The sequence below is a fragment of the Amycolatopsis sp. Poz14 genome (genome assembly GCF_006704225.1).
Lineage (GTDB): Bacteria > Actinomycetota > Actinomycetes > Mycobacteriales > Pseudonocardiaceae > Amycolatopsis > Amycolatopsis nivea.
On record NZ_JACLHD010000001.1, the window covers coordinates 57142 to 74848 of the forward strand.

Below are 17707 nucleotides of genomic sequence, written 5' to 3' on the forward strand. Positions count from 1 at the left end.
TCAGCCCACCGCGACCGGACGAAGGCCGGCGTCGACGCTGCCGGTCGCCCCGCGGTCGCGCAGCCGGGCAAGCCGGGTGAACCGGCGGTCGAACGCCTCCTGGGTCAGCCCGAAGGAGCGGTACTTGCCGGCCAGTTCCCGTGCGCCGGCGGGCACTGTCCATACGCACGCGAAGCCGGGCAACGCGGCCCGAGCGCGGGAAAAGTCCACACGGTAGGAACGCGGGTCGTTGCCGGCTTCCCCGGTGATCAGCAGCTCGGAACCGGGCACCGCCGTCGCCACCGCCTCCGCGATCTCCGCCACCCGCAGGTTGTTCTCCTCGGTCCCGACGTTGAACGCCCTCGCGCGCACCGCTTCCGCCGGCGCGGTGAGCGCCGCGGCGAACGCGCTGGCGATGTCCGCGGCGTGCACCAGGGGACGCCATGGGGTTCCGTCGGACAGCACCCGGACCACCCCGGTGAGAATCGCGTGGCCGACGAGGTTGTTCAGCACGATGTCGGCGCGCAACCGCGGCGAAAAGCCGAATGCGGTGGCATTGCGCAGGAAAACCGGCGTGAAGTCGCTGTCGGCGAGATTGACGAGATCGTCCTCCACCCGCACTTTGGACTCGGCGTACGGCGTGACTGGACGCAGCGGTGCGTCCTCGTCTACCAAGTCGTCGCCGCCCGCGCCGTATACCGAACACGTCGAGGCGTAGAGAAAGCGCCGCACGCCGGCTTCCTTCGCGAGCATCGCCAGCCTCGTCGACGCGCGGTGGTTGACGGCGTAGGTGAGGTCCGGGTCCAGCGAACCGAGCGGATCGTTCGACAGTGCGGCCAGGTGGATCACCGCCTCGAAACCGGCGAGCTGATCGACCGTGACGTCGCGCAGGTCCACTGCGAGCGCGGGCGGATCATTCGGCTGCGGGCCCAGCACGCAGTCGGCGAAGAGGCCGGAATCGAGCCCGGTCACCTCGTGTCCGGACTGGGCGAGCACCGGTGCCATCACGCTGCCGAGGTACCCCTGGTGTCCGGTGAGCAAGACGCGCATCGATCAGCCTCCCGCGAGGTCGAGGGTGAGTTTGCCGGTATGGAAGGCCTCCGCGTACCGCGCCTGACATTCGATGCCGCGGATCCGGGCCAGCCCCAGGAACGCCTCCCGGTCGTACCAGGGCCGGTGCCGCTGCGACGCGTAATACTCCTGCAACAGCGTCACTTTCCGCTCCGCGATCTCTGGCGTGAGCGGCTGGTAAGCGGATGGACGGCCGAGGTCGCCATCCCATTTGACGATCTCGTACCCGAGCGCCGGCTGGCCCCGGAACGCCGTCGGGATCAGCTTCGCCAGCCCCCGGTGGTCCTGGTGCGCGTCCCTCGGCTGCGGCCCGATGACGAGGTCCGGATCGATCTTCGAACGCAGGTCCTCCACTGCTTCCTTGGCCTCTTCCCACTGCGCGGGGAGCCGGCCGTCGCGCAGTTTCAGTACCGTCACCGAAAGCCGGGCGCCTGGGCAGAACGCGGCCAGCGCGGCTCGTTCCTCTTCCTCGCGCACGGTCCCGCCGCCCGACAGCACGAGCGCCTGGATCTCGAGCCCGGGTCGTGCTTCGCACAGGGTGAGCAGGGTCCCACCGGCACCGATCGCGAGATCGTCACAGTGCGCGGCGAGCAGGGCGACCTTCGCCAGCCCGGGCAGCCTGGCGCCGATCATCCGACCGGTACCCGGTCGTTTTCCCAAAGCGCCCAAGGCTTTTCTCCCCGTGCATACGCCTCGTTCAACGCCGCCCGCTCCTTGATCGTGTCCGTGGGCCGCCAGTAACCGCGGTGCGGATACGCGAGCAGCCTGCCGCGCTTGGCGAGTTCGGCGCAGCCGTCGGCGACCAGGTCGCCGTTCTCCGGGATGTGGTCGAACACTTCCTGTCGCAGCGCGAAATACCCGCCGTTGGCCCACAGCGGCATCTCGCTCACCGGCGTGATTCCCGAGACGAAACCCGCCTCCGATACCTCCACGCAGTGGAATGTCGCCGGCGGCGGGACGATCATCATCGAAGCGCCCGCGTCGGACGCGGAGAACCGGTCGATGAGGTCCGGCAGGGGCGCGTCGGTGAGCACGTCGGCGTAGTTCGCGAGGAACATCTCCTCGGCTTCGACATACGGCCGCACCCGGCGCAGACGTTCGCCGATCGGCGAGTTGATCCCGGTCTGCACGAACGTGATCCGCCAGTCGGAGATATCGGCGGAGAGCAGGTCCACCCGTCCGCCCTGCAGCACGAAGTCGTTCGACGCGCTTTCCTCGTAGTGCAGGAAGAAATCCTTGATGTGGTGCGCGCCGTAACCGAGGCACAGCACGAAGTCCTTGTGCCCGAAGTACGCGTAATACCGCATCACGTGCCACAGCAGCGGCCGCGGCCCGACGAGTTGCATCGGCTTGGGCGCGTCGCCCGGACCGGACTGCATCCGCGTGCCGTACCCGCCGCAGAACAGGACTACCTTCATCTCGCCACCTCGCTCCGCGCCGGGTCGACGACTTCCAGCCGAGGAATGGGGAACACCAGCTTGCCGCCCCACTCCCCGACGTAGGACAGTTGCTCGGTGAGTTCCTCGCGCAGATTCCACGGCAGCACCAGCACGTAGTCGGGGCGATCCTCCGCCATCCGTTCCGGGGCCAGGACCGGGATGCGCGTGCCGGGAGTGAACCGGCCGTGCTTGTACGGATTCCGATCGACGGTATAGGCCAGCAAGTCCGGCCGGATCCCGCAATGGTTCAGCAGTGTGTTGCCCTTGCCCGGCGCTCCGTATCCGACCACGGTCGCGCCTTCGCGGGCGGCTTCGACCAGGAACCCGAGCAACTCCCGGCGCACGGTCGCCACCTGCCTGCCGAACTCCGTGTATCCCGCGAGTTCGTGCAGTCCCGCGGTTTTCTCCTGAGCCAGCACCTCCAGCACGCGCGCGCTCGGCTCGCCGGCCGCCTCGTCCGGTCGCGCCCACAGCCGGAGCGAACCGCCGTGCGTCGGCAGCAGTTCGACATCCACCAGGGTGAGCCCGCCGGTCGCGAGAGCTCGCTGCGCCGACGCGACGGTGTAGTACTGGAAATGCTCGTGGTAGATCGTGTCGTACTGAGTGAGCTCGATGAGCGTCAACAGGTGCTGCACCTCGATCGAAACCCAGCCGTCGTCCGCGACGAGGGCCCGCAGCGCACGCGTGAACCCGATCAGATCCGGAATGTGCGCGTAGACGTTGTTGGCCACCACCAGGTTCGCCGGGCCGTTGCTTTCCCGGACCTCGGCGGCCGTCGCCTCGTCGAGAAAAGTGGTCAGCGTGGGCACGCCCCGGTCTCGTGCCGCCTGGCCGACGTTTGCCGACGGTTCGATTCCCAGACACCGGATCCACCGTTTGACCACATGTTGAAGGAGATATCCGTCGTTGCTCGCGACTTCCACCACAAATCCGTCTTTTTCCAACCCGAGCCGCTCGACCGCGTCGGCGACGAACCGTTCCGCGTGCTCGACCCACGACGCGGAGTACGAGGAAAAATAGGCGTACTCGGTGAAAGTGTCCTCCGGCGTGATCAACGGAGGCAGCTGGGCGAGCCAGCATTCGGTGCACACGCGCAGGTGCAGCGGGTAGGTGATCTCGGGCTCGGCGAGTTGCTCAGCAGTGAGGAAGCGCTCGCACGGCGGAGTCGCGCCGAGATCGGCCACGTCCGCCAAGCTCGTGGAGCCACAGAGTCGGCAGGTCAACATGGGGCGCCCTCTCCGGGGTGACCGCGGCTCCGCGGGTCGCGTACCGCTTACGACCCGGTATTCGCTCCGCACTGGGTGCCGCGTTACAGCGGTCCGGAATGCCTAGCCACCCGAAAAATGGCCACGGCCACGCCGTGCGGTGCGTTTTCGACACACCGCGACGCGGCCGGAAACCATTGCAGCGCAAGCGATCATTGCAACACGGTCACTTTCGCCGGCACCGTAACAGAGCCGAGCGGCGCAGCGAACTATGAACGTCGACCGTCTGCAGGAGAGGCCGCCATGACGCGTCCGCACATCCTCGTCATAGTCCAGAATCTCCCGGTGCCCCTCGATCGACGGGTCTGGCTCGAATGCCGTGCGCTCACCGAGGCGGGCTACGAGGTTTCGGTTATCTGCCCGAAGGGCGACGGAGATCCAGGCTACGAGGTCTTCGAAGGCGTGCACCTGTACAAGTACGCGCCCGCCCCGGAGGCGGGCGGGGTGTTCGGCTACGCGCTCGAGTTCGGCTACTCGTGGCTGCGCACCGCGTGGTTGAGCCGGAAAGCATGGCGGCGCAAGCCGTTCTCCGCGCTCCAAGCTTGCAATCCGCCGGACACCTATTGGGCACTCGCGCGGTTGTGGCGGCGCCGGGGCGTCCGGTTCGTGTTCGACCACCACGACCTCAATCCGGAGGTCTTCCGGTCGCGCTTCGGCGAACCGTCCGGCCGCGCCGCCCGCGCGCAGCTCGCCGGTCTGTACTGGTTGGAGCGGATGACCTTCCGCACCGCCGACCACGTCATTTCCACCAACGCCTCCTATCAGCGGATCGCGGCCGACCGCGGCGGCGTGCCGGAAGAGAACACGAGCATCGTGCGGTCCGGGCCGGACACCTCGGTAATGCGGGCCGGCAGGCCAGTGCCGGAGCTTCGCCGCGGCCGCCGGCACCTCGCCGTGTGGCTGGGCATCATGGGCCCGCAGGACGGCGTCGACGTGGTGCTGGACATCGCCCGGCGGACGGTGTTCGAACACGGCCGCGACGACGTGCAGTTCGCCGTCCTCGGCTTCGGCGACTGTCTCGAGGACCTGCGCCGCCAGTGCTCCGAACTCGGTCTCGACGACTACGTCGATCTGCCGGGACGGGTCGGGCCCGCTCAGATCTCCGAGTACTTTTCGACCGCCTCGGCCGGGCTCTCGCCGGATCCGCTGAACCCGCTCAACGACGTCTCCACGATGAACAAAACGATGGAGTATCTGGCCTACGGACTGCCGGTGGTCGCCTACCGGCTCGCCGAGAACGCTATCTCCGCCGGCGACTGCGCGGTGTACGTCGAACCCGGCGACGCGGCCGGTTTCACAGAACAGCTCGTCTCCCTGCTCGACGACCCGGATCGCCGGGAGGAGCTGGGCAAGCGGGGCAGGTTGCGCGCCGAACGCGAACTCGACTGGGCCCCGCAGGCACGAACCTACGTCTCCGTCTACGACCGGCTGCTGCGCCGCGACAACGCCACCGAGGGGATCTGACCCATGTTCGTCCGGAGCATCGCTGTAGTCGGCACCGGCTATGTCGGCCTGACCACAGGCGTCTGCCTCGCCTCTCTCGGCCACCGCGTGGTCTGCGCCGATGTCGACCAGGACAAGATCGCGCGGTTGTCCCGCGGCGAAGTCGACATCCTGGAGCCCCGGCTTGCCGAACTGGTGGCCGAGGGACTCGCCGCAGGCAGGTTGAGCTTCGTCCTCGGCGCCCGAGCCGCCGTCGCGCCGGAATCGGGTACCGCCGCCGAAATCGTGTTCCTGTGCGTGCCGACCCCGATGGGCGTGGGCGGCGTCGCGGACCTGGGCTCGGTGGAAGCGGTGCTGCGCGAGATCACCGAAGTACTGGCACCGGATTCGGTCGTGGTCAACAAGTCGACTGTGCCCGTCGGGACCGCAGACCGCACGCAGGAGCTGCTGGGCCGCGACGACGTCGCCGTGGTCAGCAACCCCGAGTTCTTGCGCGAGGGGTCGGCGGTCGAGGACTTCCTGAAGCCGGACCGGATCGTCGTCGGCAGCCGGTCGCAGGACGCGGCGGAACGCGTCGCCGCCCTGTATTCGCGGCTCGGCGCGCCGACGGTCCTCACCGACGCGGCAAGCGCAGAGCTGGTGAAGTATTCGGCGAACTGTTTCCTCGCCATGAAGTTGTCGTATGTCAATGCGATGGCCGAACTGTGCGAGCGACTGGGTGCGGACATCGGCGACGTCACCGAGGGCATGGGCTACGACCGCCGGATCGGCCAGTCGTTCCTCAGGCCCGGCCCGGGTTGGGGCGGCTCGTGCCTGCCGAAGGACACCAGGGCGATGTTGCAGATCGCGGACTCCGCCGACTTTGAGTTCCGCCTGCTGCGCGCGGCAATCGACACGAACGAACGGCAGCGGCAGCGCATCGTGGACAAAGTGCGGCAATCGGTCACCGGGCGGCGTTCCGGCACGCTCTCGCATGCGCGCGTCGGCCTCCTCGGCCTCACGTTCAAGGCCAACACTGACGACCTGCGTGATTCGCCCGCGATCGCGGTCGCCGCGATGCTCCGCCAGGACGGTGCCGATCTCGTCGCGTACGACCCGGCGGTGCCGGCCGGCACCACGCATCCGGCACTGGCGTCGATCAACGTGGTCGAGGATCCGGAGCTGGCCGCCAAGGACGTCGACGCGCTCGTCGTGCTCACCGAATGGCCGCAGTTCCGTACGCTCGATTGGCCGCGCCTGGCCGAGCTGACGCGGTGTCCGGTCGTCGTGGACACCCGCAATTTGATCGACCCGGACGTGCTCGCCCGCGCCGGATTTCGGTGGTACGGCCTCGGGAGGCGGTGAATACCGGCGCTGAGCCCGCGAGAACCGCCGGCCGTGCGCCGGGTGCGGACCAACGCCGTTCAGTCCGGAAGCGCGGTCAGCCGGCGCGAAGGGCGCATCAACGCCCCGAGCGCGGCTCTCGCGGTGCGTCGTCCGCCGAGCGAACGGAAGAACTCGCCGAACGCCACCGCGGCGAAGTAGGCCGCCGACGCCAGGCTCCCGCTGCGCCGGCGAAAAAGCTCGACCCGGTTGACGGTGAGCAGCGCCCGCAACTCCGGGTTGGCACGGGACTCGCCGCCGAGGTGATCGACCACCGCGGTCGGCTCGTACCACGGCTGCCAGCCGAAATCCTTTGCCCGCAAGCAGAACTCCGCCTCTTCGCCGTAAAGCAGGAACGATTCGTCCCACGGGCCGATATCGTGCAACGCCTCAGCGCTGATCAGCATCGCCGCTCCGGTGCCCCAGGCGACCGGACGGGGGTACTCGTATTGCACTGGATCAGTGATCAGCTCGCCCATCGTTCCCCATCGGCCCGCGCACGCGCTTCCCACGATCGCTTCGGCCAGCGCGCGGCGCACCGTGGGATCGCGGCGGATCGAAGGCTGGAGCGAACCGTCCACGTTGAGCAGCCGTGGATAGACGATGCCTCTGCGCGGGTAATCGAGCGCCTTTCCGAGCACGGCCAGTGAGCCCGCACGGGGGCGTGCGTCCGGATTCAGGACGAAGACCGCGTCCACGTCGACGTTCTGGACTTCTTTGATCGCCACGTTGAGGGCCGCGGCGCGACCGCCGCCGTGCCCGGTGCTCACCAGCCGAACGGGAAAGTCCCAGCCGCGGCTCGCGATCTCCGGGGTGTCGTCGCTGGACATGGTGTCGGCCACGACCACCTCGACGAGTTCTGTGCCGTGGCACGCAGCGGGAAGCGAAGCGAGGCATCCGGGCAGCACTTCGGCGCTTTTGTAGGTCACGACCACGACCGACACTCGGAACTGCTGCTCGCTCACATCCGAAAGGTCGGTCCGGAGCATGCCCTTGTTACGGCGAACTTCGTTGGGCACCAACGTATATCAGGCCGCCATCAGCACTGCTTGGCAGAGTTCGCGGCAGCTCTCGCGCCGAGCATTCTCCTCAGTTCTCTGAAAAACTCAGTTTCCGCCCACGAACTCCGACGCCAGCTTTTCGCCCGTGCTCGTCGCCGCGGCGTGGTCCTCGATCGGGTTCACCGCCGAGTCCTTGAAGCACACGTACGTCACGCCGGAGTCGACGCCGCCGTTCTTCGGGTCCGGGTTGATGCCGAGGTCCTTGGCCGTCGCGTACGACGCTTCGCCGATGATCTTGTTCGGCCCGGTGTCCCCGATGACCGCGTATTCGACCTTGCCTTTGTAGATCACCGCGCAGGAACCGCCTCCGTTGAGGCCGGAGTTTTCGTAGTTCCAGATGCTGCTCGAACTGGGGACGACGATGTACGGCAGCTTGGCGGCGTTGAGCGGTTTCCCGTCGGATTGCGGGAAAGCGGTGTCGGGCAGGAAGCAGCAGTCGGTGTTCTCGTTGCACTCGGTGGTGCGCTGGCCGTCGCAGTCGATGTCCATGTCGGCTTTCCAGAAGACCGCTTTGCCCGCGTCGCAGACCGGGACGGACGCGCTGCCGGAGTCTTCGTCGGTTTGGTATTTGCCGTTGGAGATCTGATTGCAGGACGCCACCTTGGCGAGGATCTGATCCGCGGTCGGGCCCGCCTGGACCGCTTCCGGAGCGGGGGTCGCCGCGGAGGCGAGCGCGGTGGGCAGGACGGCGGCGGCTATCGCCAGAATCGCGAGCAGGACGAGTTTCCGCATCGACGCTCCCTGTTTATTAGGAAACTTTCCTTACGGCGGCGCGCGCTCAGGATGCCGCCGAACGGATGCGGTCACAACCCGCCAAAAGAGGGTGTTTTTTCCCGCCGAAGCGAGCAGTCCGTGAAGACTCGTCTCGAATGAAGGACCGGTTACCGGCCGGGCCTCGACGCCCAGCGGCCGGTGAATCGGCGCGGACGGCGGCTCACTGCCTCGGCCCATCGCGGGCTCAGGTCCGAGCGGATCTCCGTCCGCGACCGCACCAGTGCCGCCCCGCGCACCCCGCCGACATTCGCGTACACGCGCGTCGCTCCGGCATCGCGCAGATGCGTCAGCACCCGACGGTCGAACCGGCCCTCCGGCAGCGAAAACCGCCGCACGGGCGTACCGCTCAGCTGCTCCAACAACCTCGGCGCGTCGTCCAGTTCCCGGCGCACCGCGAACGAACCGTCGAACCGCCGCCAGTCCAGCCGGTCCCAGCCGTGCGATCCGACGTGCATCCCCGCGTCCACCAGCTGCCGCAGCCCGGCGCGGTCGACGTACCCGCGCTCGCCGACCCGGCCGGCCAACGGGAAGAACTCGGCATAAAGCCCGCGCTCGACCAGCCGCGGCAAGGCGATCTCGACGTCCGACGAGTTCCCGTCGTCGAAGGTGAGCTGCGCACCCGTCCCCGAGACGACGTCCAGCAGCGCGTCGAACTGCTGCACGGTGATCCACCGCTCGTCCTCACCGGGATCGAGGGCCCGCTGGGGCTTCCCGATGCCGTGCACCGCAAAGGTGATCATCGCGCCTCCCGTCCGTCGTACCGTACCCGATTAATCGGATTAGCAAACGGAGTAGTTACCGACGCCGATCCCATGGTCAACAGTGCATTTCCAGCCCAGACTAAACACTCCCGCAGGAAAATCGGAATATGTCCACACTTGTAGACAGCCCCCATCTTCACACGTTTGGGTGAAGATTCAATGATTGCGTTGATAGTGCCGCCGCGCCTTCTCCCGATTGCCGCAGGCCGCCATCGAGCACCAGCGGGCGCGATTGGCGCGGCTGCGATCGAGCAGGAACAGCTGGCACTCGTCATTCGCGCAGGCCCGCAGCCGCCCAGGAAGATCCTTTTCGAGCGCCGCCCAATCCAGAACCGCTTCGACGGCCAGCCGAGCATGCGGCGGCGTTTCCACTGACCACCGCAGCCCGTCCGCGGAAACCTCCGGAACCTGCCGAACCCCGTCGAGAAGCGGACGCAACACAGTCGGCGAGCTGCCCCCGCGCACGACGTCGCGCAGTAGATCTCGTGCCTGACGCAGCAGTTCCAGCTCCGCGGCGCTCCCGTCTCCGCCGTGCTCCCGCGCCCACTGCTGCCCCAGCGCGTCCTGTTCCTCGCCGTTGACCAGTGGCCTGCTGTTGAGCAGGTCGAGCACGTCCATCGCAGCCCCTAACCAGATCGAACCCTTTGACAGGTTAGCCCGGCCATGCTTCCATGGCGAGCACCTAACCAGATTAAAACCTCAAAGGGGTTATCCATGATCCAGCACCGGACGGCGACCGTCGACGGCCACGAGCTCTTCTACCGCGAGGCCGGTCCCGCCGACGCGCCCGCGATCGTCCTGCTGCACGGGTATCCGACCAGCTCGTTCATGTTCCGGAATCTCATCCCGCTGCTGGCCGGCCGCTACCGCGTGATCGCGCCGGACCACCTCGGCTTCGGCCACTCCGCCGCCCCCTCAGCCGACGAGTTCGACTACACCTTCGACGCACTCGCCGACCTCACGTCCGGCCTGCTCGACCAGCTCGACCTGGACCGCTACGCGGTTTACGTCCAGGACTACGGCGCCCCGATCGCCTGGCGGCTCGCGCTCAAACACCCGGACCGGATCTCCGCGATCGTCACGCAGAACGGCAACGGATACGAGGAAGGCTTCGTCGACTCGTTCTGGACCGGCCTCTGGGCCTACGGCGCGAACCCCGGCCCGGACACCGAACCGGCTGTCCGCGCCGCGCTGAGCTACGACGCCATCCGCTGGCAGTACCTGCACGGCGTCCCCGACCCGAGCCTGGTCAGCCCGGACACCTGGGAACACGACCACGCCCGGGTGTCCCGCCCCGGCAACGACGAAATCCAGCTCGCGCTGTTCCGCGACTACCAGAACAACCGCCCGCTTTACCCGCTGCTGCACGAATTCCTGCGCACGCACGACGTCCCGGTGCTCGCCGTGTGGGGCCGCAACGACGAGATCTTCGGCCCGGCCGGCGCCGAAGCCTTCGCCCGCGACGCGCGAGACGCCGAAGTGCATCTGATCGACGGCGGCCACTTCCTGCTGGAAAGCCATCTCGACGTCGTCGCGGGCTACCTGCACGGCTTCCTCGGCCGGGTCCTCAGGTAACCGGGCTCGGCGAAACCGGCGTCCTACTTGCGGATCTCCAGCGTGCAGCACTTCGGCCCGCCGCCAGCCTTCCGCAGCTCCGAAATGTCCACATACACCGGCTCGTAACCCCGCTCAGCGAGCCGCGCGCCGAGGTCGGTCGCCTCGACCGGCAACACGACGTTGCGCCCGTCGGACACCCCGTTCAGCCCGAAGCATTCGGCGTCGGCTGCGGTGGCAAGCACTGCGTCCGGGAACATCCGGCGCAGCACCCGCTGCGAGCCCGGCGAGAACGCGTCCGGGTAGTAGACGACCTGCGCGGTCGTCGTGTCCGTCGCCTCGGCCAGCACGAACAGCGCGGTGTCGAGGTGGTAGTAGCGCGGGTCGATCAGCTGCAGCGACACGACCGGGACGCCGAGGACCTCCTGCGCCTCGGCGTGCGCGGCCGGGTCGGTGCGGAAGCCGGTGCCGGCCAGCAGCACCCGGCCGGTCCAGGCGAAATCGCCCTCGGCCTCGTTGATCTTCTCCGGCATGGTCAGGTCGCGGTAGCCGTGTTCGAGGAACCAGCGGCGGAAGTGCTCCGCCTCGGCGGCGCGCTGCGGGGCGCGGAACCGCGAGCCGAGCACGCGCCCGTCCACGACGGTGCCCGAGTTGGCCGCGAACACCATGTCCGGAAGGCCAGGTTGCGGGTCGATTTCCTCGACCGTGTGGCCGAGGCGGCGGTAGGTGTCGCGCAGCTCGGTCCACTGCGCGACGGCGACGTCCGCGCTGACCGGCTTCGAGGGGTCCATCCAGGGGTTGATCGCGTAGTCGACGGCGAAATAACGCGGCGGGCACATCAGGTAACGGCGGGGCGTGGGCACCCGCGGCGGCACAACCTCTCCCTGCATGCAACAAGGCTAAGGTCGACCTAATCTCGCAATCAATCGCTGTTCACTGCGCACCTGCGTGCTAAACATTGCGTGTGAACACCATCGACCAGCGAATCGTTTCCTGCCTGGTGGCCAACGCCCGCTCCAGCTACGCGGAGATCGGCAAGGTGGTCGGGCTGTCCGCCCCGGCGGTGAAACGACGCGTGGACCGGCTGCTGGAAACGGGCGTGCTGCGCGGCTTCACCGCGGTCGTCGACCCGGAGGCGCTCGGCTGGGGCACCGAGGCGTTCGTCGAGGTGCACTGCCAGGGCAACGTCACGCCCGGCCGGATCCGGGCCCGGCTCGAACCGTTGACCGAGGTCGTCGCCGCGTACACGGTGTCCGGCGCGGCGGACGCGATCGTCCACCTGCGCGCCGCCGACATCCACCACCTCGAGACCGCATTGGAACGGCTGCGCGGGCTCGAAATCATCGACCGGACAGTGTCGACAGTCGTGCTGTCCCGGCTGCTGGAGCGGCCGCCGACGCCGTCCTGAGTGACGGTTCTAACCGGCGGCGGCGCGCCTCAGCCTGCGATGCTGAGCGCCATGACCGACCGCATTCACAGCGAGCACGACCAGGGCATCGCGCTGCTCACCGTCGACGCCCCGAAAAGCCGCAACGCGCTCACCCTCGACCTCTCCGCCGAACTGGCCGCCGCGGTCGCGCGTGCCGAGGCCGACGAGAGCGTGCACGCCGTGATCGTCACGGGCGCCCCGCCGGCGTTCTGCGCGGGCGCGGACCTCACCGCACTGGGCAAGGCCGACGCCGAAGGATTGCGCTCGGTGTACGCGGGCTTCCTCGCTGTCGCGGGATGCAGCCTGCCGACGATCGCCGCGGTCGGCGGGGCCGCTGTCGGCGCTGGTCTGAACCTCGCGCTGGCCGCCGACGTCCGGCTCGTGGGTCCGCACGCCAAGTTCATCCCGCGGTTTCTCGAACTCGGCTTGCACCCCGGCGGCGGCATGACCTGGATGTCGCAACGAATCCTCGGTCCGCAGCAGGCGTCCGCGATGGCGTTGTTCGGCGAAACCCTTACCGCGGAATCCGCGGTAAGGGTGGGGTTCGCCCTGCGCTTGGTGGACGGCGACCACGACGCATTGGTCCAGGCCGCCCGCGACCTCGCCGCCCCGGCGGTCGCCGCTCCGCGCGAGGTGGTGCTGTCCACCAAGCGGACTATGCGGCAGACGAGCGGCCTCACCGAACACGCCGCCGCGGTCGACGCCGAACTCGCTCCGCAGCTGGAATCGCTGGCCGCACCGGCATTCGCGGAGCGATTGGCGGCGATGAAAGCACGCATCAGCGGCCGCTGAGCACCGCCGCGCACAAATTCCCACATTCCGAGAACCCTCAACCTGGAGCAAACTGCTGGTCAGTGCCGTACCGGCGGCGAGAGACGCGCGTCACTCCGGACGCCGGGCCGATTCGCCCTACGATCGAAGACACCCCGGTGGGCACTCGGCCTGGCGACCCCACACTTGACCGCTCTGCGACCGCGGCCACAGGTGTGGCGAGTAACCTCGGAAGCAGGCCTCGGCGGGCTCCCCGGGGAGCCGACCCTGGCCCGCAGCACGCCGGGAGAGAGGGATTCCCTGACCCATGAGCACCAGTGCGAACGGCAGCGCGGCCGGGAACGGGCACGGCGCGCTGGCCGCGTCCCGGACCACCGAGGTGAACAAGCTGGACCGGGTGGTCATCCGGTTTGCCGGCGACTCGGGCGACGGGATGCAGCTGACCGGCGACCGGTTCACCTCGGAGGCGGCTGCCTTCGGGAACGACCTGTCGACCATGCCCAACTTCCCCGCCGAGATCCGGGCGCCGCAGGGCACCATCCCCGGCGTCTCGTCCTTCCAGGTGCATTTCGCCGACTACGACATCCTCACGCCGGGCGACCGGCCGGACGTGCTCGTCGCGATGAACCCCGCCGCGCTCAAGGCGAACGTGCGCGACGTCCCGCACGGCGGGACGATCATCCTCAACACCGACGAGTTCTCCAAGCGGAACCTGGTGAAGGTCGGCTACGAGACCGACCCGCTCGACGACGATTCGCTGTCGCCGTTCCAGGTGCACCGGGTCGCCATGTCGACGCTGACCCAGGGCGCGCTCGCCGACACCGGCCTCGGCAAGAAGGACGCCGAACGCTGCAAGAACATGTTCGCGCTCGGCCTGCTGTCGTGGATGTACCACCGGCCGACCGAGGGCACCGAGCGGTTCCTGCGCGAGAAGTTCGCGAAGAAGCCGGACATCGCCGAGGCGAACATCCTCGCCTTCCGGGCGGGCTGGAACTACGGCGAGACCACCGAGTCGTTCGCGACCACCTTCGAGGTCGCGCCCGCGAAGCTGGACAAGGGCACCTACCGGCAGATCACCGGGAACACCGCGCTGGCGTACGGGATCGTGGCGGCCGGACAGCAGTCCGGGCTGCAGATCCTGCTCGGCACGTACCCGATCACCCCGGCCTCGGACGTGCTGCACGAGCTGTCCAAGCACAAGAACTACGGCATCATCACCTTCCAGGCCGAGGACGAGATCGCGGGCATCGGGGCCGCGCTCGGCGCGTCCTACGGCGGGGCGCTGGGCATCACGTCCACGTCCGGCCCCGGCGTCGCGCTGAAGTCGGAGACCATCGGCCTCGGCGTGATGACCGAACTGCCGCTGGTGATCATCGACGTGCAGCGCGGCGGGCCGTCCACCGGCCTGCCGACCAAGACCGAGCAGGCCGACCTGCTGCAGGCGATGTTCGGCCGCAACGGCGAATCGCCGGTGCCGATCGTCGCGCCGCTCTCGCCCGCCGACTGTTTCGACGCGGCGATCGAGGCCACCCGGATCGCGCTGAAGTACCGCACGCCGGTGCTGCTGCTGTCCGACGGCGCGATCGCCAACGGGTCCGAACCGTGGCTGGTCCCGAATGTCGAGGACCTGCCGGACCTGCGCGTGGAATTCGCGTCGGAACCCAACTCCGACAACGGATCCGGCGAGTTCTGGCCGTACGTGCGCGATCCGGAGACGCTCGCGCGGGCGTGGGCGATCCCGGGCACTCCCGGGCTGCAGCACCGCATCGGCGGGCTGGAGAAGGCCGACGGCACCGGGCACATCTCCTACGACCCGGACAACCACGACAAGATGGTGCGGCTGCGCCAGGCGAAGGTCGACGGCATCGACGTGCCGGACCTCGAGGTCGACGACCCGTCCGGCGAGGCGCGCGTGCTGGCGCTGGGCTGGGGTTCGTCCTACGGCCCGATCGGCGCGGCCTGCCGCCGGGTGCGCAAGCTCGGGATGCCGATCGCGCAGGCGCACCTGCGGCACCTCAACCCGTTGCCGCACAACCTCGGCGAGGTGCTGGCCCGCTACGACCGGGTCGTCGTCCCGGAGATGAACCTCGGCCAGCTCGCGCTGCTGCTGCGGGCGAAGTACCTGGTGGACGTGCACTCCTACACCAAGGTCGCCGGCCTGCCGTTCAAGGCCGAGGAACTGCAGAACGTGTTCGCCGACATCATCGCCAACCTCGTTCCGGAGGGCGTCAAGTGACCGCCATCGATCTCGGGCTGCCGCAGCTGGGCGGCATCGACCTGGTGCCGACCACCGACGAACCGCAGAAGGCCAAGGACTACAAGTCCGACCAGGAAGTGCGCTGGTGCCCCGGGTGCGGCGACTACGTGGTGCTCAACGCCGTGCAGTCGTTCCTGCCGACGCTCGGGCTGAAGCGCGAGAACATCGTCTTCATCTCCGGCATCGGCTGCTCGTCGCGGTTCCCGTACTACCTCAACACCTACGGCATGCACTCGATCCACGGCCGCGCGCCGTCGATCGCGACCGGGCTCGCCACCACGCGCCCCGACCTGTCGGTGTGGGTCGTCACCGGCGACGGCGACGCGCTGTCCATCGGCGGCAACCACCTGATCCACGCGTTGCGGCGCAACGTGAACATCAAGATCCTGCTGTTCAACAACCGGATCTACGGGCTGACCAAGGGCCAGTACTCGCCGACGTCCGGCCAGGGCATGGTCACCAAGTCGACGCCGATGGGTTCGCTGGACACGCCGTTCAACCCGCTGTCGCTGGCGATCGGCGCGGAAGCGTCGTTCGTGGGCCGCGCGATGGACTCCGACCGCAAGGGCCTCACCGAAGTCCTTGAAGCGGCGGCGAAACACCGCGGTTCGGCGCTGGTGGAGATCTACCAGAACTGCCCGATCTTCAACGACGGCGCGTTCGATGTCCTGAAGGACAAGGACGAAGCCGCGTCCCGGCTGATCCCGCTGCGCGCGGGCGAACCGATCCGCTTCGGCCCGGAAGCCGAATTCGGCGTCCGCCGCGGCGACTGGGGCGGCCTGGACGTCGGCAAGGTCGCCGAGATCGGCGAGGAAAACCTGGTGGTGCACGACCCGTCGATCGCGGACACGTCGTACGCCTTCGCGCTTTCCCGCCTCGGCGACCAGAACCTGAACCACGTCCCGACGGGCATCCTGCGCCAGGTCGAACGCCCCACGTACGACGACGCCGCCCGGGCCCAGGTCGAGCAGGCGCGCGAGGCGCGCAAGCCGGACCTGCAGGGCTTGTTGCGAGGCAAGGACACCTGGACCGTCGCATAGTCCACATAAGACAGAGGCCGCCACTCCCGATCTCGGGAATGGCGGCCTCTGTCTTATCTGGACTCAGTGCAGCGGACGGAAACCGACCCGCTCAGCATCGGCGGCGCTGCGGAACCACACCTCAGCCACCATCTTCGGGAACTGCGGCGAATCCTCCCCGCAATACCGCAACGCCGTCACGCTCGCCTTCACCGTGAAACCCTCCGCCGGACGACCGCCGCCCGGACGCGGCATCGCCGAACCGGGTCCGAACGGTCCCGGCGGCACCGCGTCGTCCGCGGTCTGCCGTGCGGGCGGCGGCTCCGGAGCGGCCATCGCGGCCTGATTCGGTTGCACGGACGGCTCGAACAGCGAACCGCTGTGCCCACCGGCGAGATCCGGTTCGCGGCGCTCCACCGGGCGCATCGACGGCTGGATCGGCCGCGGCGGGTCGAACCCGCCACGCGGGGATTCGCGACGCTGTCGCTTCGGCAAACCCTGGCTGCCTTCCGGAGTGTCCTCTGTGGACTCGGCGGCGACAGGCTCGACGCTCGGGATCAGGTGATCGGTCGACGAATCCTCTTCGAGGTGGCCGACGGCTGACTCCACCGGTTCGGCGGGTTCCTCGAACGGCGACCGCTGCGCCGCTTCCGGCTGGTTGAACCAGTCCGGTTCCGGTTCGGGCGCGCGGCCCGGACCCGGACGGAACAGCGAGACCGGCTCGGACTCCGAAGCCGTGCTGTCCAACGGAGTCGGGTCGAGCCGTCGCTCCAAAGAGGACAGACCGTCCGCCGGTTCGGCGAGGTGACGGCTCGGCTCCTCTTCGGCGGGACTCTCGGAGTGATCCGCCGCGGGAACGTCGGCCGGTTCCGGCATCCGGTGGTAACCGCTGTCGTGCTCGTCCGCCGACTCCGCGACGCGGTGGTAGCCGCTGTCGTGCTCGTCGGCGGGTTCTGCGACGCGGTGGTAGCCGCTGTCGTGGTCCTCGGCCGGTTCCGCGATGCGGTGCGAACCGGTGTCGACCGGCTGCAGGTACTCGGTGGCGGCGGCGCGGTAGGCCGAACCGGAGTCCTCCGGAGCGCTCTCGGCCGGCGCGCTGTCGAAAAGCCCGTTCGCCGCTTGGTGTTCGCGAGCCTCAGCCTGCGCGAACGCCTCGTCGACATCGTCCTCCGGCGCTTCCGCGGTGTCCGCGGCAGAAGCAGCGGCCGGTTCCGGCGCCGTGCGGTATTCCGCGTCGTACTCGGCTTCCGGCTCGAAGGCGCTCGTCGCCTGGATGACTTCCGTCGGAGCGTGCTCGCGGCGGTCTCTGGTCCAGTCCTCCGCGGGCGGCGGCACGGCGGTGCGCGCGGGCGTACTGGCCGCGGCGCGGGCCGTGTCGGCGTGTGCGCTCGCCAGTTCCGTTTCCAGTTCGCGCACCCGTTTGCGCGCCGGACGCGCCAGCACCAGCCAGGCGATGACCGCGCCGACAATGAAGGCCAGCAGGCTCCAGAGCCACACCTGCCCGAAAATGGACATTTCTCGC

The 17707-nt window shown here is 68.6% G+C and carries 17 protein-coding genes; 7 read left to right on the top strand and 10 right to left on the bottom strand.

Features of this window, described 5'->3' with window-relative positions; genetic code table 11:
• From FKO37_RS00340 to FKO37_RS00355, 4 genes are read right to left on the bottom strand one after another with little or no spacing between them, the layout of a single operon-like run.
• Complete coding sequence (locus FKO37_RS00340; RefSeq protein WP_238603438.1) at positions 1–1029, bottom strand: NAD(P)-dependent oxidoreductase; 1029 nt, start codon at positions 1027–1029, stop codon at positions 1–3.
• A gap of 3 nt (positions 1030–1032) precedes the next feature.
• Positions 1033–1683, bottom strand: coding sequence for a PIG-L deacetylase family protein (locus FKO37_RS00345; protein WP_238603439.1), 651 nt, complete (start codon positions 1681–1683; stop codon positions 1033–1035).
• Complete coding sequence (locus FKO37_RS00350; RefSeq protein ID WP_238603440.1) at positions 1680–2468, bottom strand: glucose-1-phosphate cytidylyltransferase; 789 nt, start codon at positions 2466–2468, stop codon at positions 1680–1682. Before FKO37_RS00350 ends, FKO37_RS00345 begins: the two co-directional genes overlap by 4 nt.
• Positions 2465–3715, bottom strand: coding sequence for a class I SAM-dependent methyltransferase (locus tag FKO37_RS00355; protein ID WP_238603441.1), 1251 nt, complete (start codon positions 3713–3715; stop codon positions 2465–2467). The genes FKO37_RS00350 and FKO37_RS00355 overlap by 4 nt, the downstream gene beginning before the upstream one ends.
• Before the next feature lie 324 nt (positions 3716–4039).
• On the opposite strand from FKO37_RS00355, the gene FKO37_RS00360 reads away from it, so the two are divergent.
• Together FKO37_RS00360 and FKO37_RS00365 are read left to right on the top strand one after the other, a co-directional pair.
• A complete protein-coding gene (locus FKO37_RS00360) occupies positions 4040–5218 on the top strand; it encodes a glycosyltransferase (RefSeq protein WP_238603442.1) in 1179 nt (392 codons plus the stop codon).
• 3 nt (positions 5219–5221) lie between these two features.
• Positions 5222–6541, top strand: a complete 1320-nt coding sequence (locus FKO37_RS00365; RefSeq protein WP_238603443.1) for a UDP-glucose/GDP-mannose dehydrogenase family protein — start codon at positions 5222–5224, stop codon at positions 6539–6541.
• A gap of 59 nt (positions 6542–6600) precedes the next feature.
• On the opposite strand, the gene FKO37_RS00370 is transcribed toward FKO37_RS00365, so the two are convergent.
• The 4 genes from FKO37_RS00370 to FKO37_RS00385 form a co-directional block, all read right to left on the bottom strand.
• The gene (locus FKO37_RS00370) at positions 6601–7524 is read right to left on the bottom strand and encodes a glycosyltransferase family 2 protein (protein ID WP_238603444.1); all 924 of its coding nucleotides are present in this window, start codon (positions 7522–7524) and stop codon (positions 6601–6603) included.
• A gap of 141 nt (positions 7525–7665) precedes the next feature.
• Positions 7666–8352 carry a glycoside hydrolase family 75 protein gene (locus FKO37_RS00375; RefSeq protein ID WP_238603445.1) on the bottom strand — a complete coding sequence of 229 codons (687 nt, stop codon included), beginning with the start codon at positions 8350–8352 and terminating at the stop codon, positions 7666–7668.
• A 149-nt stretch (positions 8353–8501) separates the two neighbouring features.
• Positions 8502–9134, bottom strand: coding sequence for a polysaccharide deacetylase family protein (locus FKO37_RS00380; RefSeq protein WP_037816349.1), 633 nt, complete (start codon positions 9132–9134; stop codon positions 8502–8504).
• Between the two features lie 177 nt (positions 9135–9311).
• Complete coding sequence (locus tag FKO37_RS00385; RefSeq protein ID WP_238603446.1) at positions 9312–9773, bottom strand: CGNR zinc finger domain-containing protein; 462 nt, start codon at positions 9771–9773, stop codon at positions 9312–9314.
• 96 nt (positions 9774–9869) lie between these two features.
• Here FKO37_RS00385 and FKO37_RS00390 point away from each other — a divergent pair, with 96 nt between their 5' ends.
• Positions 9870–10730 carry an alpha/beta fold hydrolase gene (locus FKO37_RS00390; protein WP_238603447.1) on the top strand — a complete coding sequence of 287 codons (861 nt, stop codon included), beginning with the start codon at positions 9870–9872 and terminating at the stop codon, positions 10728–10730.
• A gap of 23 nt (positions 10731–10753) precedes the next feature.
• Here the strand turns inward: FKO37_RS00390 and ddaH are convergent, their stop codons facing one another.
• Positions 10754–11599, bottom strand: a complete 846-nt coding sequence (ddaH, locus tag FKO37_RS00395) for a dimethylargininase (protein ID WP_107051121.1) — start codon at positions 11597–11599, stop codon at positions 10754–10756.
• Between the two features lie 74 nt (positions 11600–11673).
• On the opposite strand from ddaH, the gene FKO37_RS00400 reads away from it, so the two are divergent.
• The 4 genes from FKO37_RS00400 to FKO37_RS00415 all read left to right on the top strand — a co-directional run bounded on the left by FKO37_RS00400 (position 11674) and on the right by FKO37_RS00415 (position 16206).
• The gene (locus FKO37_RS00400; protein WP_037712217.1) at positions 11674–12117 is read left to right on the top strand and encodes an Lrp/AsnC family transcriptional regulator; all 444 of its coding nucleotides are present in this window, start codon (positions 11674–11676) and stop codon (positions 12115–12117) included.
• 51 nt (positions 12118–12168) lie between these two features.
• Positions 12169–12930: an enoyl-CoA hydratase gene (locus tag FKO37_RS00405; protein WP_043827733.1), complete on the top strand. Its 762-nt coding sequence runs from the start codon at positions 12169–12171 to the stop codon at positions 12928–12930.
• A gap of 286 nt (positions 12931–13216) precedes the next feature.
• Positions 13217–15145: a 2-oxoacid:acceptor oxidoreductase subunit alpha gene (locus FKO37_RS00410; protein WP_037816353.1), complete on the top strand. Its 1929-nt coding sequence runs from the start codon at positions 13217–13219 to the stop codon at positions 15143–15145.
• The gene (locus FKO37_RS00415) at positions 15142–16206 is read left to right on the top strand and encodes a 2-oxoacid:ferredoxin oxidoreductase subunit beta (RefSeq protein WP_037816355.1); all 1065 of its coding nucleotides are present in this window, start codon (positions 15142–15144) and stop codon (positions 16204–16206) included. The genes FKO37_RS00410 and FKO37_RS00415 overlap by 4 nt, the downstream gene beginning before the upstream one ends.
• 63 nt (positions 16207–16269) lie before the next feature.
• On the opposite strand, the gene FKO37_RS00420 is transcribed toward FKO37_RS00415, so the two are convergent.
• Positions 16270–17700, bottom strand: coding sequence for a hypothetical protein (locus tag FKO37_RS00420; RefSeq protein WP_238603448.1), 1431 nt, complete (start codon positions 17698–17700; stop codon positions 16270–16272).
• Positions 17701–17707: the final 7 nt, after the last annotated feature.

Excerpts from the sequence above, each read along its gene's own strand:
- FKO37_RS00385 (WP_238603446.1), bottom strand. The coding sequence starts at position 9,773 with ATGGACGTGCTCGACCTGCTCAACAGCAGGCCACTGGTCAACGGCGAG.
- FKO37_RS00380 (WP_037816349.1), bottom strand. The coding sequence starts at position 9,134 with ATGATCACCTTTGCGGTGCACGGCATCGGGAAGCCCCAGCGGGCCCTC.
- ddaH (WP_107051121.1), bottom strand. The coding sequence starts at position 11,599 with ATGCAGGGAGAGGTTGTGCCGCCGCGGGTGCCCACGCCCCGCCGTTAC.
- FKO37_RS00390 (WP_238603447.1), top strand. The coding sequence starts at position 9,870 with ATGATCCAGCACCGGACGGCGACCGTCGACGGCCACGAGCTCTTCTAC.
- FKO37_RS00345 (WP_238603439.1), bottom strand. The coding sequence starts at position 1,683 with ATGATCGGCGCCAGGCTGCCCGGGCTGGCGAAGGTCGCCCTGCTCGCC.
- FKO37_RS00420 (WP_238603448.1), bottom strand. The coding sequence starts at position 17,700 with ATGTCCATTTTCGGGCAGGTGTGGCTCTGGAGCCTGCTGGCCTTCATT.
- FKO37_RS00375 (WP_238603445.1), bottom strand. The coding sequence starts at position 8,352 with ATGCGGAAACTCGTCCTGCTCGCGATTCTGGCGATAGCCGCCGCCGTC.
- FKO37_RS00355 (WP_238603441.1), bottom strand. The coding sequence starts at position 3,715 with ATGTTGACCTGCCGACTCTGTGGCTCCACGAGCTTGGCGGACGTGGCC.
- FKO37_RS00340 (WP_238603438.1), bottom strand. The coding sequence starts at position 1,029 with ATGCGCGTCTTGCTCACCGGACACCAGGGGTACCTCGGCAGCGTGATG.
- FKO37_RS00350 (WP_238603440.1), bottom strand. The coding sequence starts at position 2,468 with ATGAAGGTAGTCCTGTTCTGCGGCGGGTACGGCACGCGGATGCAGTCC.
- FKO37_RS00365 (WP_238603443.1), top strand. The coding sequence starts at position 5,222 with ATGTTCGTCCGGAGCATCGCTGTAGTCGGCACCGGCTATGTCGGCCTG.
- FKO37_RS00410 (WP_037816353.1), top strand. The coding sequence starts at position 13,217 with ATGAGCACCAGTGCGAACGGCAGCGCGGCCGGGAACGGGCACGGCGCG.
- FKO37_RS00405 (WP_043827733.1), top strand. The coding sequence starts at position 12,169 with ATGACCGACCGCATTCACAGCGAGCACGACCAGGGCATCGCGCTGCTC.